The following is a 16820-nucleotide window of genomic DNA, read 5'->3' on the forward strand; positions in this document are numbered from 1 at the left end:
CGTATCGTCCGCCTCAAATGTCTGCCCCGTAGTCTTGGATTCGAACCGCCCGGCACGCTCATTTTTGCGGCGCGCCGTGGTCGGCCCGGATCAGGTCGTCAGTCGGATGTCGTCGTCGATGATGAGCGTTCCGCCTTCGTCCCCCAGCGTGTAGATGGAATAGGTCTCGCCGCCGATGGTCACGTTCGTGTTGGTGTCGGACATGGCCGCGCCGTTGGTCCGGTCCACATTCACCGCATCGTCGCCCGATCCGTGGATCGTCAGCGTGTTCGAGTTGCCCGAAAGCCCTTCGAGCAGGTCCGAGGTGATGACCAGCGTGCTGTCTTCCGCGAACCGCAGGTCGACCGCCTCGATCTCGTGCCCGGTGAGACCCGGGTTCGACAGATCGACCGCATTCGGCAGGCCCTTGTCGAGCGCGAAGAGCGTGGCGCTTTCGTTGCCCGCGTCATCGGTCTTGGTGATGACGAGGTGCGAGCCGTTCGGAAGCGTCTGGGTGAAGTAGAAATCCACCTCGCCGGTCGCGATCGGGTTCGCGAACTGCATGTTGCCGATGGTGCCCTGCGACCCGTCCAGCCCGACGGTCGACAGTGCCGCCGTCGCATCGCCCGCATCGACCGAGAAGCCGCGCAGAAGGTCGCCCGACCGGTTGAACGCGGTGACGAAGGCCGCGTCGGGCGCCTCGGTGTCCAGTTCGACGGTATCGGTGATCGTGCGCGTGTTGCCCGCCGCATCGGTGGCCGACACGGTGACGTCGAGCGTGTCTTCGCCCGTGCCAAGCTCGCCCGCCGAGAAGCTGGCGGTCCAGTTCCCGGCCCCGTCGACCGTTGCCGTATGGCTCGTCCCGTCGATGTCGACGACGACCGTCGATCCGGCTTCGACGACGCCCGTGAGCGTGAGGCCCAGCGCCGCTTCGGTCGCGTTGATGTAGCCGTCGCCCGCGATGGGCGTTGCGATGGCGAGGCGGTTCACCTCGGTATCCACCACGACCGTATCGGTCAGCATGGCCGAGTTACCTGCGGCATCGGTCGCGGTCACGACCACGTTCACCCCCTGCTCGCCCGTGGGCACGCTGGATTTGGCGAAATTCACGGTCCAGTTGCCCGAACCGTCGACCGTGGCGGTCTGGGTCACGAGACCCATCTTGACCGAAACGACCGAGCCCGGCTCGACCGTGCCGGTCAGGGTGATGCCGTCGGCCCGTTCGACCGCGTTCACCACGCCATCGTTGTCCACCACGCCGTCGGACGAGAAATTCGTGACGACCGTGTCGATGGCGACGCTGTCGGTCACCGTCTTGGTGTTGCCGTAGCCGTCGTTGATCGACGCGGTGATCTGCGACACATAGGTGCCCGCCGGGATCTGGTTGGCCGGGAAGGTGGCGGACCACGTGCCGTTCATCGCGGCCACGGTCGTCGTCTGCGCGGCGCCCAGCCCGACGGTGACCACCAGACCGGGGGTCGCCGTGCCGTGGATCACCACGCCATCGGCGCGTTCGGTCAGGTTCACCACATCGTCGATTTCGATTGCGGCCGGAGACAGCGCCAGATCGCCCGCCACCGTGTCAATGCGCACGGTTTCGGTCAGGATCGAGGTGTTGCCTGCCGCGTCGGTCGCGGTCACGGACAGAAGCGTGTCGTATTCGCCGTTGGGGATCGACCCCGGCGCGAAGCTCACCGACCACGACCCGTCCGGATTGACCGTTGCCACGCGCGTTGTGGCGCCGATGCTAACGGTGACCTGCGCGCCGATTTCCACGGTGCCGGTAAGATTCAGGCCGCTCGAAAGCTCGGACCCGGCCAGCACACCGTCACCGCCCGTGGGCGAGCCGGTGAAGGCGAAGTCGGTGACGAGCGTGTCGATGCTGACCGTGGTGGTCGCCGTCGCCGTGTTGCCCGCCGCATCCGTGGACGTAACCGACACGTTGGCGGTGTATTCGCCGGACGCGATGCTGCCTTGAGGATAAGTGACGCTCCAGCTTCCGTTCGCGGCGACCGCCGCCGGGCGGACGACGCCGCCGATGCTGACATTCACGCTCGCACCCGGTTCGGCGATCCCGGTGAGGGTCAGACCCGCGACCGTTTCGGCATAGTTCGCGATGCCGTCGCCGCCGGTGCCCGAAAGCGTGGCGGTGACCGAGGTCATGGTGTCGACCTGAACGATCTCGGTCATCGTGGTGACGTTGCCCACGATGTCGGTCGATTTCACGAACACAGTCGCCTGATAGGCGCCTGTCGGCACTTCGCCTCCCGCGAAAGGCACGCTCCACGACCCGTTCGCGGCGACCGTTCCCGTGTGGGTGCGGCCCTGGAACGAGACGGATATCGAGGCACCCGGCTCGCCGATCCCCGTGAACGTGACGCCGGAGACCGCTTCGGCCTTGTTGATGATGTTGTCCGCCCCGCCGAAATTCATCGCGAGCGCCAGCAGGTTCTCGGTGTCGACCAGCATGGTCCCCGACGCGGTCGAGACGTTGCCGGCCAGATCGGTCGCGGTAACGTTGATCTGCTTCGTGTATTCACCACCGGCGATGTTCATCCCCGGCACGACCGCGGTCCACGTCCCGCCGGACCCGGCGGTGGCGGAATAGGTCATGCCACCGACACTGACGACGATGGACGATCCGGCCTCCGCCGTGCCGGACAGGAGGACGGTGCCCGCCTGTGCGACGCCGTTCACGACCACTTCGCCGCCCGATCCCGTGCCCGAGGACAGGGTGACCGCGCCGTCGGTGTCGATGTCGATGGTCGAACTGGTGTTGGTGACGTTGCCTGCGGCATCGGTCGCCTTGACCGTGATCGTCGAGGTATAGGTGCCGGACGGAATCTCGGATGAGGTGTAGGTGACGGACCAGCTTCCGGTGACGGATGCGACCGTCGTGTGCGTCACGCCGTTCATCGTGATTTCAAGCCGCGCGCCGGGTTCGGCGGTGCCCGTGATCTCGACCCCGGCATGGCGTTCGGATGCGTTCACCACGTTGTCGGTCGACAGCGTCAGGTCGATCGCCGCCGCGGGTGCGATCGTGTCGACGGTCATGGTGTGGGTGATCGTGGTCGCGTTGCCGTAGGCGTCGACCGAGGTGATGAACACGTCGATATCATATTCGCCGGTCGGCAGATCGCCGTGGCTGAAGTCGATGCTCCATTCCCCGTTCACGTTGACGGTGGTCGACCGCGTGAACCCGTTGACCTGAATGGTGACCTTGGCCCCCGCTTCGCCATTGCCGACGAGCGTGAAGCCCGTCTGATTTTCGACCGCGTTCACGACGAAGCCCTGAACTCCGACGTAACGGTCGAATTCCACGTTCGGCGGCGTAGTGTCGATGACGACATGCTGGCCGGACAGGTTCACGGTCGTTCCGCCCGGTTCGGTCACGACCACGGTCACGCGGTAATCGCCGTCGCCCGGGAAATTGCCGCCCGTGAACTTGGCGCTCCAGCGGCCTTCGAAGTTCGAATAGACCGTGATGGACTGGCCGCCGATGGTGACAAGCACTTCGGAATTCGGCTCGGCCTGCCCGTTGATCGTGACCGTCTTGGTGCTGGACCTGTTGAAACTGTAATCTGCGTTCGCGTCGAAGATCTTCGCGGTGATCGAGGTGCCCGATCCGCCCGTGGTTCCGCCGCCGGTGCTGGTGCCTCCGGTGTTCTTGACCGAGGTGGCCGACCCGACCAGCGCGGCGGCCCCCAGAACCCCGGTGCCGAGCACGATCCCGGTTCCGGCGGTGCCGAGCCCGGCCAGCGGTGCAAGCCCGAAACCTGCGAGCATGGTGGGCGCGTCGTCGCTGCGCGATGACCCGACATAGCCGTTCTGGTCGGCAAGGGCGGCGGCGACCGCCTCGTCCGCGTCGTCGTTATAGACGCCTTCGGCCAGAACCACCGGGTCGTCGGGGAAGGTGAGCGCGGCGAGTTCGCCGTACTTGCCCCAGATTTCGGTGTCGTGGTGGCTGACCTCGCTGGTGGCCGAAACCACGGTTCCGATCAGGTGGCCGCCTTCGTTGAGATACAGGTCGGCCTGCGGATTCCCGTCGGGACCGAAATAGTCCTCAAGCAGAATCTGACGCCCGTCGGCCATCAGAAGGACAAGGTCGTCGCCCTTCCGGATGTAGCCGGACACGTCCAGCCGTCGCATGTTCAGGGATACGGCGCCGCCCGCCGATAGTGCCAAATGTCCGTCAAATGAAGAATCGAAGACCGTTCCCTGCTGGTAATTGCCAACAGCATCACGGGCCACGAATTGAATCGCGCTCATGGTCTCTTCCGCCTACCTCAATGTCGCGTCGTTTTTTTAAGAATTTGGTGACGCGTACTTTATGCTCTGATTTCCCAATAACTTTTCCGGGTCAGGATTTCCACCATTATTGAACCATTCGGTTCGTTCTCATCCGAAAACTTATCCGTGCGACCGAAATGCCACGCGGCCCGCTGGCGAGAACTGCCTAACAAAAAGGCAGGATCAGCCGATTGTCAGGGTGTCGCACGCCCTGTGAGGTTCGAATGCGCCAAACCGTTTGTGTGTCTCGTTTGCGCGGATACAATGACGGTATGAGCGACGAAAAAATCTTCGACGAAATGTGGGGGCGGGACGAACAGCTTCGCGACCCCTATGCAAATTTCCAATCCTGGTTCGACGGCGAAGACCCGGCCCGATTGCGTGCGAAACAACGCGAGGCCGACGATCTGTTCCGGCTGACGGGCATCACCTTCAACGTCTATGGACGGCAGGAGGCCGAGGAACGGCTCATCCCCTTCGACATCGTGCCGCGGGTCATCGCCCAGCGCGAATGGCAGAAACTCAGCCGTGGGATCGAACAGCGGGTGCGCGCGATCAACGCGTTCCTGAACGACATCTACGGGCGGCAGGAAATCATCAAGGCCGGGCGTCTCCCGCAGGAGATGATCGCCAAGAACGCGGCCTTCCTGCCCCAGATGATCGGCGTTCATCCACCCGGCGGGGTCTATACCCATATCGTCGGCATCGACCTCGTGCGGACCGACGACAACGAGTTTTACGTGCTCGAGGACAATGCGCGCACGCCCTCCGGTGTCAGCTACATGCTCGAGAACCGCGAGACGATGCTGCATATGTTCCCCGAGCTTTTCGCCAAGAACAACGTGCTGCCGGTGTCGACCTATCCGGCGGACCTGCGCCGGTCGCTCGCCGCCTGTGCGCCGCCCGCCTGCGACGGGCCGCCCACGGTCGCGGTGCTAACGCCGGGCATCTACAACTCGGCCTATTTCGAACACAGCTTCCTTGCCGACCAGATGGGCGCGGAACTGGTCGAAGGCCACGACCTGCGCGTGGTCGACGGGCGCGTCGCGATGCGCACGACCCGTGGTTACCAGCCGATCGACGTGCTCTACCGCCGCGTCGATGACGACTTCCTCGACCCGCTGAACTTCAACCCGGACAGCCAGTTGGGCGTGCCGGGGATCATGGACGTCTACCGCGCGGGCGGCATCACCATCGCCAACGCGCCCGGGTCCGGCATCGCGGACGACAAGGCGATCTACAGCTACATGCCCGAGATCGTCGAGTTCTACACGGGCGAGCGCCCGCTGTTGCAGAACGTGCCGACGTGGCGCTGTTCGGACAAGGAAAGCCTGCAATACGTGCTCGACAACCTTGCCGACCTCGTCGTGAAAGAGGTGCACGGATCGGGCGGCTACGGGATGCTGATCGGCCCGACCGCGTCGAAAAAGGAAATCGCCGAGTTCCGAAAGAAGCTCGAAGCGCGGCCGGGCAATTACATCGCACAGCCGACGCTGTCGCTGTCCACCGTCCCGATCTTCACCAACAAGGGCCTCTCGCCGCGCCATGTCGACCTGCGGCCCTTCGTCCTCGTCTCGCCGGAAGGGATCAACATCACCCCCGGCGGCCTCACCCGCGTCGCCTTGAAGAAAGGCTCGCTCGTCGTGAACTCGTCGCAGGGCGGCGGGACCAAGGACACCTGGGTGCTGGAGGACTGATATGCTGGGAAAAACCGCAAACGGCCTCTACTGGATGTTCCGTTCGCTGGAGCGGGCCGAGAACACCTCGCGCCTGATCGAAACCGGACAGCGCATCGGCCTGACCCGTTCGGGCAACATGGAATGGGGCTCGGTCATGCAGACCGCCGGCGTGGCCGAGGGCTATGCCGCGCATCGGGGCGAAATCGCGCAGGATCAGGCGATCGACTGGATGCTGCGCGACACCGACAACCCGTCTTCGGTCCTGTCCTCCATCGCCTCGGCGCGTCAGAACGCCCGCATGGTGCGCACGGCGCTTACCACGGATGTGTGGGAGGCGACCAACGCCGCCTACATGCGGTCGAAGGAACTGCTGGCCCGCAAGGTGCCGGAGCGCGACCTTCCCAACACGCTCAAGCTCATCCGTCAGCGCACGGCGCTGGTGCGCGGGGCCACGCATGGGACGATGCTGCGCAACGACATCTACGACTTCGCGCGCATCGGCACCTTCCTCGAACGCGCCGACAACACGGCGCGCATTCTCGACGTGAAATACTATGTGCTTCTGCCCTCGGTCTTCGCCGTCGGCTCGACCATCGACAACGTGCAATGGGAAACCATCCTGCGCTCGGTCTCGGCTTCGGGTGGCTACCGCATGGCATACGGCAATCAGGTCAACGCCCGCGACATCGCGAAATTCCTGATCCTCGACAAACGGATGCCACGCAGCCTGAACTTCTGCGTGTCCAAGTTACGCGACAATCTGGGGTATCTCGCCTCGGACTACGACACCACGCTTCCGTCGCATGAGATCGCGGACAAGCTGGCGCAGAGGTTGTCGTTGCATGACATCGACGAGATCTTCGAATACGGTCTGCACGAATACATCCAGACGATCCTCGCCTCGATCGGGGAGCTGGGCGCTCAGATCGAGCAGGATTACCGCTTTTACGTATAGGGTGGGCGTGCATGCGGCTTAGAATAAAGCATACGACGCGATACAGGTTTGCCGAACCGGTGGCCTATGGTCTGCAACAGCTTCGCAAGACGCCGAAGTCCGGGCATCAGCAAGAGGTGCTGGACTGGACGACGACGGTCGAGAACGGGCGCAAGGAAGTGTCGTTCGAGGATCATCATCACAACGTGGTGGAACTTATCTCCATCGACCGGGATGCGACCGAGGTGACGGTCGTCTCGGAAGGCGAAGTGACGGTCGAAGACAGCGGGGGCGTCGTCGGGCGCCACCCCGGACCCTCGCCGCTCTGGCTTTATGAGCGTGAGACGAAGATCACCAAATGCGGCAGCGGCGGGCGCGCCATCGTGCGCAAGATCGACGCGACGGGCGATCTGGACAGGCTTCATGCCCTGATGCGCCAGATCGGCGAGCAGGTGACATATGCAACGGGCGAATCCCAATCGGACTGGACGGCGGAAGAAGCCATCGCGCATGGCAAGGGCGTCTGTCAGGACCACGCCCACATCTTTCTCGCCTGCGCGCGCGAGATGGGGTTCCCGGCCCGCTACGTCTCGGGCTACCTGATGATGGACGACCGCGTCGAACAGGATGCGACCCACGCATGGGCCGAAGCCCATGTCGACAACCTTGGCTGGGTCGGGTTCGACGTGTCGAACAACCAATGCCCCGACGCACGCTACGTTCGTGTTGCAACGGGCCTTGATTACACCGAAGCTGCGCCGGTTATCGGGTCGCGAGTCGGTGGGTCAGCCGAAACGCTGGATGTCCAGATACAGGTGGCACAGCAATAAAGGGCTGACATGACCTATTGCGTCGGAATGATGCTCGACCGCGGGCTCGTGATGATGTCCGACACCCGCACGAATGCGGGCGTCGACAATATCGCCACGTTCAACAAGATGCACACGTGGGAGGTCGAGGGCGACCGCGCCCTGATCCTCATGTCGGCAGGCAACCTCGCCACCACCCAATCGGTCGTGTCGATGCTGGACGAGCGCACCAAGGCGCACGATCAGCGCAACCCCTCGATCCTCGAAGCGCCGTCGATGTTTCAGGTCGCGCGCCTGATCGCCGAAACCCTGCGCGACGTCATCAGCATCCACGAAGACGCAGGCCCCCGCGCCGCCGCCCAGTTCGGCGCCACGCTTCTGCTGGGTGGTCAGGTCGCGGGCGGTCCGCCCCGGCTGTTCATGATCTATCCCGAGGGCAACTTCATCGAGGCGAGCGCGGACAACCCGTTCTTCCAGATCGGCGAGACCAAGTATGGCCGCCCGATCCTCGTCCGGGCCTTCGATCCGCAGATGAGTTTCGAGAAGGCATTGAAGCTGCTGTTGGTCAGCTTCGACTCGACGCTCAAGGCCAACCTGTCGGTCGGCCTGCCCTTCGATTTCCAGCTTTACGAGACGGATTCGCTGCGCCTTGGCTATCGCTCGCGGGTGCAGGGTGACAGCCCGTATTTCCAGCAAATCTCGTCCGGGTGGGGCGAGGCGCTGAAACAGGCGCTGGATTCGCTGCCGGATTTCGTGCTGGAGAAGTGACAGGCGCCCAAGCGCCGCCTATGATGGCCGCCGCTTCCGGGAGCCTTGTCGATGCCTCGACTGATCGCCTTTCTGCTCGCCGCCGCGCTTCTTGCCGGAAGCGTGGGGTGGTCGGCATATCGTGACGCACTCGACCGCCTGACGGAACGGGGCGAGGCCGACCTGTCGCTCGCCGCCGACCGGGTGACCGGCCAGCTTCTGCGCTACCGCGAGCTTGCCGTGATCCTCGCCCGCCATCCCGATCTGAAACGCCTTCTGATCTGGGGCGGGTCGCCCGGCGCTTCGGTGGAAGTCGTGCAGGGCATGGCCGACATGACGGGCGCCTCGGACGTGGCGGCGGTCGACCTCCATGGCCGCATCGTGGCGGGCAGCAACGGCAGCTCGGTCGCCCGCGACCCGAAGGAACCGCCGCTCGAACGCGCACTAGACGGGGCGCTGGGCACGTCGAACGAAATCGTCGCCGGCCCCCTCGGCCCGCGCCGTTACTTTGCCTTCGCCGCACCTGTGCAGAGCGAGTCCGGCGTGGTCGTCGGCGCCGTCATGACCCGCGTGTCGGTGGCGCAGATCGAAGACAACTGGCCCGGCGACGCGCCGCCTGTGTTCTTCACCGACCGCCAGAACCGCATTTTCGTGACCAACCGATCCGGCCTCGTCCTCGCGGACCGCAGCGACGGAATGCCCGACTATGAAAGCGCCATCACGGCGGGGCGTGAGGTCTGGCGCATTTTCGGGGATCGCTACCTGCCCAATCGTGCGATCCACCTGCAACGCGATCTGCCGACCATTGGCATGACCGCCGAAATCCTTATCGACAGTTCCGGTGCATTCTACTCTGCCGTCCTGTGGGGCCTGATTGCGGCGGGTGCGCTTTTGACCTTCGGCGCGATCCTGTTCTTCGTGCAGCAGAAACGCGCGGCGCTGGCCGATCGGTTGACGGTCGAAGCCGCGGCGAACGCCCGTCTCGAAGCGCGCGTCGTCGAACGCACGCAGGAACTGACCGAGGTGAACGCGGACCTGCGCCGCGAAGTGTCGGAACGGAAAGAGGCCGAAGCGGCGCTGAAACGCGCGCAGGACGAGCTTGTGCAGGCGGGCAAGCTGTCGGCGCTCGGCAAGATGTCGGCCGGGATCAGTCACGAACTGAACCAACCGCTCATGGCGATCCGGTCCTTCGCGGAAAACGGCGAGCAGTTCTTTGACCGGGGCAAGCCGGAACGCGCACGCGACAACCTTGGCAAGATCTCGGAACTGGCACGCCGGATGGGCCGGATCATCCAGAATCTCAGGGCCTTCGCCCGGCAGGAAAGTGGCCCGGTCACAGATGTCGATCTGGTCGATGTCATCGACGCCTCGCTTGAAATGACCGCCGACAAGATCCACCGCCACGAGGTCGAGCTTGTCTATGACCGCCCCCACCTTCCGATCATGGTGCGCGGGGGCGAAGTGCGGCTTCAACAGGTCGTCGTGAACCTCGTCTCGAATGCCGTCGACGCGATGAGCGATGCGCCCGAGCGCCGCCTTTCGCTGACCCTCGACACCGACGGCCCCGCCGTGCGCCTGACGGTGCGCGATTCCGGCCCCGGCATCGCGGACCCCGACCGCGTGTTCGATCCGTTCTATTCCACGAAAGAGGTCGGCGCGGCCGAGGGCATGGGGCTGGGCCTGTCGATCTCATACGGTCTGGTCCAGAGTTTCGGCGGCGCGATCAAGGGGCTGAACCACCCCGAGGGCGGCGCGGCCTTTACGGTCGAACTGGTGCCCGCCGGGCTGGAGGCGGCCGCGTGACGCGCCGGGTTCTGCTGGTCGACGACGATGCCTCGGTGCGCGAGGCGCTTGGGCAGACGCTTGAGCTTGCCGATCTGGTCCCGGTCCTCGCGGGCAGCTACATCGAAGCCAAGGACCACATCACCGCCGACTTCGAGGGGGTCGTGGTCAGCGATATCCGTATGCCGGGCAAGGACGGCTTCGCGCTCCTCGGTTTCACCCATGAGGTCGACCCGGAACTGCCCGTGATACTGTTGACCGGAGAGGGCGACATTCCGACGGCCGTTCGGGGCATGGCGGCCGGGGCCTTCGACTTTCTCGAAAAACCCTGCGCGCCCGCCGACCTGCTGACCGTCGTGGAAAAGGCCCTGAAGACCCGCGCACTGGTGCTGGAAAACAGGTCGCTCAAGGCGCAGGTCGAGGCAGGCGATGCCGCCGCGCGCCTGCTTCGGGGCACCTCGGCGCTGTCCGAAAAGATGCGCGACGATGCCCGCGCCGTGGCCCGCACGATGGCCGATGCGCTCATCACAGGTGAGCCGGGGGTGGGCACGTCGAAGATGGCGGAAGTCGTCCACCTGCTTTCCGCCGTGTCGCGCGGCCCGTTCCTGAAAATCCCCGGCGCGGGGACGACGCCCGACACGCTGGCCGCCGTGTTCGACGAGGCCGAGGGCGGCACGATCTTCATCGACGAGGTCGCGGGGATGAGCCAGCCCGCGCAATTCGCGCTGCTCGAACGGCTCGAACAGCCTTCCGCGCCACGGGTGCTGGCCGGGACGTATCAGGATCTTGCCAAGCTGACGGAAACCGGCGCGTTCAACCCCGATCTTTACTATCGGCTCGAAGCCGCGCGCATCCACATCCCGCCGCTTCGCGAACGGCGCGAGGATATCCCGACGCTCTTTCGGCATTACGTCGAAATCGCATGCGAACAGGCCGCGCTGCCCAAGCCCGACATCCCGACCGATGTGACCCACCGCCTGATGGGGCAGGACTGGCCGGGGAACGCCCGTGCGCTGATGAACGCCGCGATGCGCTTCGCGATGGGTCTGGCGGAACCCGACGCCGCAGGCGGGCTGGGGCTTGCCGAACGCATGGCGGATGTGGAGCGCGCCTTTCTGATCGAGGCCTTGCGCGATCACGAAGGCCGCGCGACCGAGGCCGCGCGCAGCCTGAAACTCCCACGCAAGACGTTTTACGACAAGCTTGCGCGGCATGGGCTGAAACCCGAGGATTACCGCAGCTAGGCTTCGGCAACCCGACGTCTGGCCACCCCGTAATGCGCCCCGATGGTCACCAGCGCGAGCGCGACGGCGGGCCAATGCACCTCGGGCATCCGCATCAGGATGCCGATGGCCAGCGCCAACCGGACCAGCAGCTCGACCCGGCCCAGTCGCCGGGCGTCGAACCGCACCAGCGCGCTTGCGATCAGGTAGAGCGCCAGCACCAGCCGCACCAGCAACAGGGCGAGCCCCGGCCAGTCGATGCCCGGCCCGTAACCTTCGAGGAACGCGACCGCGCCGGGTGTCGCAAACGGATCGAGCTTGGCCGCGTCGATGAGCAGCAGTTCGGGGTAGAAGGCGAAGATGAACGGCAGGATGAACATGACGATCCCCGCCCCCACCGCCGCGAACCCCGTCTTCATCGGGTCGGCATGGGTGATCGACGCGGCGGCGAAGGCCGCGACCGCCACGGGTGGCGTGATGGCCGAGGCGACGGCGAAGAAGAAGATGAACATATGCGCGGTGAAGGGCGCGATCCCCAGCCCGATCACGAGCGGCCCCATCAGAAGCGCGACGTTCACGTAGGCCGGGACCGTCGGCATCCCCATGCCCAGCAGAATGGCAAGCAGCATGGTCACGAAAAGGGCCGCGAACAGGAATACCCCACCATCCTGCAACTCCGGGCCGAAGAGACGCAAAAGCCCGGTCACGTCGCGGGCGATGAAGCCGGACAGGCCGGTGAAGTTCAGGCAGAAGTCGATGACCGACACCGATAGAAACATGAGGTAGAGAGTTGAGATCAGGATGCCCGCCTCGGACAGCGCGCCGAAGATCTGCGTGGGCCTCTCGCGGAATTTCGGGTCGAGGAAGAATAGGACCACCAGAAGCATCACGGCCCACCAGCCGGCCGACCCCGCATCGCCCGCGCTGTTCTGAATGAGCTTGAACAGGAACGGCAGATCGGTCGCCAGACAACTATCCCCGTTCACGACCCTTTCGACCCCGAAGAGCGCGGCGATGGGACCACAGCCGATCGCCTCTTTCGGCGTTACGAGCAGGAACAGGATCATCAGGATCGGCGCGAAGATCATGACGAGGTTCAGGTAGTCCTGCCGGCTCAGAAGCATGTCCGGGGTCTTTTCGCCCACCGCCTCGATCCCCTGTTTGCGGGCCTGAAAGACCACCGTCAGGAACAGAACGCCGAAATAGGCCGCGGCGGGCAGCGCGGCGGCGATGATGACCTCGCGGTAGGGCGTGACGGTCATCGCGGCGAGCACGAAGGCCGCGACCCCCATGACGGGCGGCATGATCTGCCCGCCGGAGGATGCCGCGGCCTCGACCCCACCCGCGAAGGTGCGCGAAAAGCCGCGCTTCAACATCATCGGGATGGTCAGAACGCCCGTGGACAGCACGTTGGTCACCGGACCGCCCGAAATGGTGCCGAACAGCGCCGACGACACGATAGCGGCATGGGCGGGGCCACCGCGCAGACGCCGGGTCCACAGGAACGCGACCTTGATGAGCGATTGACCCCCTGCGGAAATCCCGAAGAGCGAGCCAAGCACGATATAAGGAAAGACCGAGGACAGCAGGATGCCCATGAACCGGCCCAGAAGGCCCTGCGAGGTGTTGGTCAGCACGTCCTCGACATTGGGCCGCCCGTCCATCAGCGTTCGGGGTTCACCGCCCAGCTTGGTAATGGCGTATTTGTTCATGTCCTCGGACCCGAAGACATACCAGATCGCCACGGTGATGAGCGTATAGGCGGCGATGAGAATCGCGACGGCCACGAGGGGAAAGCCCCAGACTCGCACGTTATAGGCAAGGAATACGGTGATCGCCGCGCCAACGATGGCGAAGATCCACGAGCCAGTGGTGTTGATACAGGCCGGGTCGTCTACGCTTGTGGGTTCCGGCAGGCCATAGAGTTCCGCGAACTCCTTTTCTTCCTGCAAGGCGCGCGCGATCAGGTCGGCGCGTTCGCCCGTGAACTGGTCGATCAGGCAGATCGAGTCGATTTCGATCACGTAGGTCAGCGACACCATGATCGCCATCGTCACCAGCGCGACATCCATGACGATCGCGAAGGCGCGGCGCATCGGCGCCTTGTCGCGGTCCTTCATGTAGAAGGAATGCTTGGCGACGACGATCAGCATCATCAGCACGAAAGCGATCGGGTAGAGGTATTCGTAGGGGTATTTCCGGATCACGATGTCGGGGTCACCGGTGATGTTGGCGACAAGCTGGTCCAGACCCGGGATCGACGGGATCGTGTTCATCAAGCCGATGAAGACGAGCACCAGTCCCAGCCCCTTGGCGAAGGGCATAAGTCGATTCACGGGCGGTGGGGCCGGCGTCTGGGTCGCGCTCATGTCATGCTCCGGGGTGTTTACGCAGGTCTACCGTATCCGGGTGGAACGGGGCTGTGCGCCCCGTCCCGGCTCGCGGAGTGGTGGTGTCCGGGCGAAGGTGCCGCCCGGACGGTTGATTCATTCGGCTTCGGCGCAGTCGGGCACGTCGTAGCCCGCCTCTTCCCAGGCCGCGACGGCACCGGGATGGTATTTCAGCGACAGGCCGCCGCAGAAGCCAGTGGACTTCTGGTCGAGCACGTCGAAGTTCACGGTCTTGCCGTAGGGCGCCCGCGCTTTCAGCTCGTCGAGCGACGCGATGTAGGTGGCGGTGAGCGCCTTGACCGTCTCGAAGTCGAGATCGGCCCGAACCATCGTCGCGAAAGGCACGCCCGGCGAACGGAACACGCCATCCTCGGAAATCAGGTGCACGCCCTGATCCGCGCCATAGCCAAGATCGGCCTCGGCCACTTCGACGGGGGCGTTACCGGGGGCCGACAGGAATTTTTGCATCGCCTCGCCTTCCCAGATATCCTTGGGGATCGAGATGATGTTCACGTCGCCAGTCGACAGCATCGTGACCACCCGGTCCGAGGGCGAGGTGATCGGGACCATGACCGCATCGGCCGACCCGTCGACCAGAACCGAGGGAAGCTCGCCCCAGTTGGTCTGGTAGCCCTTGTAATCCTCACCGTCCTTGTAACCGCCCGAGCCGAACAGGATCGTCTGGCGCCCCACGGTCAGAGCCGCGCCGCGGGGCGGGCCGTTCCAGACCGTCTTGTCCGCCAGCTGCTCATAGCTCGTGATGCCCGACGCGACCGGCGTGATAAGGCCATAGGCCCCGGCGTTATAGGGCGCGATGGCGCGCACGTTGGCGGCCAGCGCCGCCCCGTCTTCACCGATGGCCGAGAACGGTCCGCGCCCCGCTTCGAGCAGGAAGTGCAGCACGGTCGGCGCGGTCACCATGTCGGACTTGCCCTCGGCCACGTTGACGATCGAGTTCGTCGCGGTCTGCCCCTCTTGCACCTGGATGTTGGCCACGCCATCGCGGGCCGCCACATCGGCGAGGTGGATCATCATCAGGTGCGGCGAGTTGCCGGGCGAGGATGTCTCGCCCGTCAGGTTGGCCTGCGCGAACGCCGCGCCGGCGGCCAGCAGAACGCTGCCTGCCGACACGGCGGCCAGTGCCGTCTTACAGATCATCGAAGTCATAGGTCTCCTCCCTTTTTGACCGATGGTGCCGGGTCACGCCCGGCGCGTTTCCTTGTCCCGCATGTCCGGCACCTTGCGGTTCCGGTATTTGGCGGTCAGCTCCTCGGGCAGGTCATCCTCCGTGACCACGCCGATCAGCACGCCGGTCCGTGCGGGGCCGGACGTCCGGGCCGCACGAATGGTGTCGTTCGAAATGGTGGTCCGCGCCGCGGGGCGCGCGGTCCAGTCGAACAGGCGGTCGTACATCATGTCGATGACGTCCGCATGGGCGTTGGTGCCGCCCAGATCGTTGATCTCGCCCGGATCGTCCCTGAGGTTGAACAGCATCGGGCGATGGCCGCTTTCGAAGTGGATCATCTTCCAGGTCTTGTCAGCAACCATGAACATCCGCGCGTCCTTGGGGTCGATGTCGAGCCGCCCGGCCAGCGGGCTGGTCGAGAAATCGTATTCGCAGATCACGTAATCCCGGTCGGGCGCGTTCCCACCCCGCAGCATGGGAAGCAGCGACTGACCCTCGAGGATATGGTCGAGCTTCGACGCGTCGCCCCCCGCCACGTCCACGAAGGTCGGCAGGAAGTCGATGCACTCGACCAGCGCGTCGGTCGACGTGCCGCGCGTCGCATCCGCCTCGCGCGAGGGGTCGTAGATGATGAGCGGCACCTTCACCGACGCATCGTGGAAAAAGGTCTTCTCCCCCATCCAGTGATCGCCCATGAAATCGCCGTGGTCCGAGGTAACGACGATCATCGTGTCCTCCATCCGCCCAGACTTTTCGAGGTAGTCGAACAGAACGCCCATCTGGTCGTCGCACTGCTTGATAAGGCCCATGTAGGCGCGCAGCACCTTGGCGCGCACGTCATCGCGCGAGAATGCCTTGCCGACCGGCGAATTCTGGAAGCCCTTGAACACCGGATGATCCGTCTCGCGCTCCGCCTCGCTGCGCACCGGGTCGAGAAAGTGCTCAGGGCCATACATGCTCGCGTAGGGTTCCGGCACGATATAGGGCCAATGCGGCTTGATGTAGGACAGGTGGCAACACCATGGCTGATCTCCCTGCGCTTCGATGAATTCGATCCCGCGCCGGGTCAGATAGGGCGTTTCGCTGTCGTCTTCGGCGATATTCGCGGGCAGGTCGGAGTTCTCGAGGAACCAGCCCGACAGCACGTTGCCCTGGTCGTCGCGCGCCGAGTTGGCATAGTCGTGCCACGGATTGTCGCTCTCGTACCCCTTGGACCGCAGGTAGTCGTTGTATTTGAGCGCGCCGCCTTCGTCATAGAACCCGTCAGGCCCTTCGGGGCGCATTCCGTCATCGCGTTCGAATACGTCGAAGCCGCATTCCGACACCCGCGCGCCGATCACGCTGTCCGGTTCCAGCCCCAGCCGCCGCATCCCTTCGGCATCGGCGGCCATGTGGGTCTTGCCCACCAGCCAGCAGCCCATGCCAAGGTCGCGCAGGTGATCGCCCATGGTCAGCTCGCCCACCTTGAGCGGCGTGTTGTTCCAGCTTGCCCCGTGGCTGTGGACGTAGCGCCCGGTATAGGTCGACATGCGCGACGGACCACACAACGGCGACTGGATGATCGCGCGGTCGAACCGCACACCCTTCGCGGCGAGCCGGTCGAGGTTCGGGGTGTGCAGATGCGGGTGGCCGTAGCAGCTTAGATAATCCCAGCGAAGCTGGTCGAACATGATGAAAAGGATATTCCGAGGTTGCCCCATCCAGCCAGTATCCTCCCAAATCCCGTAAGCATGGCGTTGGATTCTGGTTTTATCGCAAAATTTCCCGTCAGGATAATAGAAGGTAGCACTTCGATATATCA

General features: G+C 64.5%; 10 protein-coding genes. 6 read left to right on the forward strand and 4 right to left on the reverse strand.

What is annotated here, in order from left to right; all coding sequences use genetic code 11:
* Positions 1-90: 90 nt before the first annotated feature.
* Positions 91-4248 (reverse strand): beta strand repeat-containing protein, encoded by a 4158-nt coding sequence (locus RB2654_RS12480; protein WP_050771960.1) that lies wholly within the window; start codon positions 4246-4248, stop codon positions 91-93.
* Positions 4249-4541: 293 nt separating this feature from the next.
* Here RB2654_RS12480 and RB2654_RS12485 point away from each other — a divergent pair, with 293 nt between their 5' ends.
* The 6 genes from RB2654_RS12485 to RB2654_RS12510 are packed head-to-tail and all read left to right on the forward strand — an operon-like array spanning position 4542 to position 11464.
* Positions 4542-5966: a circularly permuted type 2 ATP-grasp protein gene (locus RB2654_RS12485; protein WP_008332032.1), complete on the forward strand. Its 1425-nt coding sequence runs from the start codon at positions 4542-4544 to the stop codon at positions 5964-5966.
* 1 nt (position 5967) lies between these two features.
* On the forward strand, positions 5968-6903 hold the full coding sequence (locus RB2654_RS12490; protein ID WP_008332034.1) for an alpha-E domain-containing protein: 936 nt from the start codon (positions 5968-5970) through the stop codon (positions 6901-6903).
* 11 nt (positions 6904-6914) lie between these two features.
* Positions 6915-7712, forward strand: coding sequence for a transglutaminase family protein (locus RB2654_RS12495; protein ID WP_040884817.1), 798 nt, complete (start codon positions 6915-6917; stop codon positions 7710-7712).
* Positions 7713-7721: 9 nt separating this feature from the next.
* Positions 7722-8459 (forward strand): proteasome-type protease, encoded by a 738-nt coding sequence (locus RB2654_RS12500; protein ID WP_008332046.1) that lies wholly within the window; start codon positions 7722-7724, stop codon positions 8457-8459.
* A 51-nt stretch (positions 8460-8510) separates the two neighbouring features.
* Positions 8511-10241 (forward strand): sensor histidine kinase, encoded by a 1731-nt coding sequence (locus tag RB2654_RS12505; protein ID WP_008332047.1) that lies wholly within the window; start codon positions 8511-8513, stop codon positions 10239-10241.
* Entirely contained in the window at positions 10238-11464 is a 1227-nt protein-coding gene (locus tag RB2654_RS12510; protein WP_008332049.1) for a sigma-54-dependent transcriptional regulator, read from the forward strand. Before RB2654_RS12505 ends, RB2654_RS12510 begins: the two co-directional genes overlap by 4 nt.
* Here the strand turns inward: RB2654_RS12510 and RB2654_RS12515 are convergent.
* From RB2654_RS12515 to RB2654_RS12525, 3 genes are all read right to left on the reverse strand, one after another.
* On the reverse strand, positions 11461-13812 hold the full coding sequence (locus RB2654_RS12515) for a TRAP transporter permease (protein WP_246146536.1): 2352 nt from the start codon (positions 13810-13812) through the stop codon (positions 11461-11463). The two genes, RB2654_RS12510 and RB2654_RS12515, sit on opposite strands and share 4 nt — an antisense overlap.
* Positions 13813-13929: 117 nt before the next feature.
* Positions 13930-15000, reverse strand: coding sequence for a TAXI family TRAP transporter solute-binding subunit (locus RB2654_RS12520; protein WP_008332052.1), 1071 nt, complete (start codon positions 14998-15000; stop codon positions 13930-13932).
* A 33-nt stretch (positions 15001-15033) separates the two neighbouring features.
* Positions 15034-16719, reverse strand: a complete 1686-nt coding sequence (locus RB2654_RS12525) for a sulfatase-like hydrolase/transferase (protein ID WP_040884820.1) — start codon at positions 16717-16719, stop codon at positions 15034-15036.
* Between the last annotated feature and the right edge of the window lie 101 nt (positions 16720-16820).

The organism is Maritimibacter alkaliphilus HTCC2654 (assembly GCF_000152805.1).
GTDB lineage: Bacteria > Pseudomonadota > Alphaproteobacteria > Rhodobacterales > Rhodobacteraceae > Maritimibacter > Maritimibacter alkaliphilus.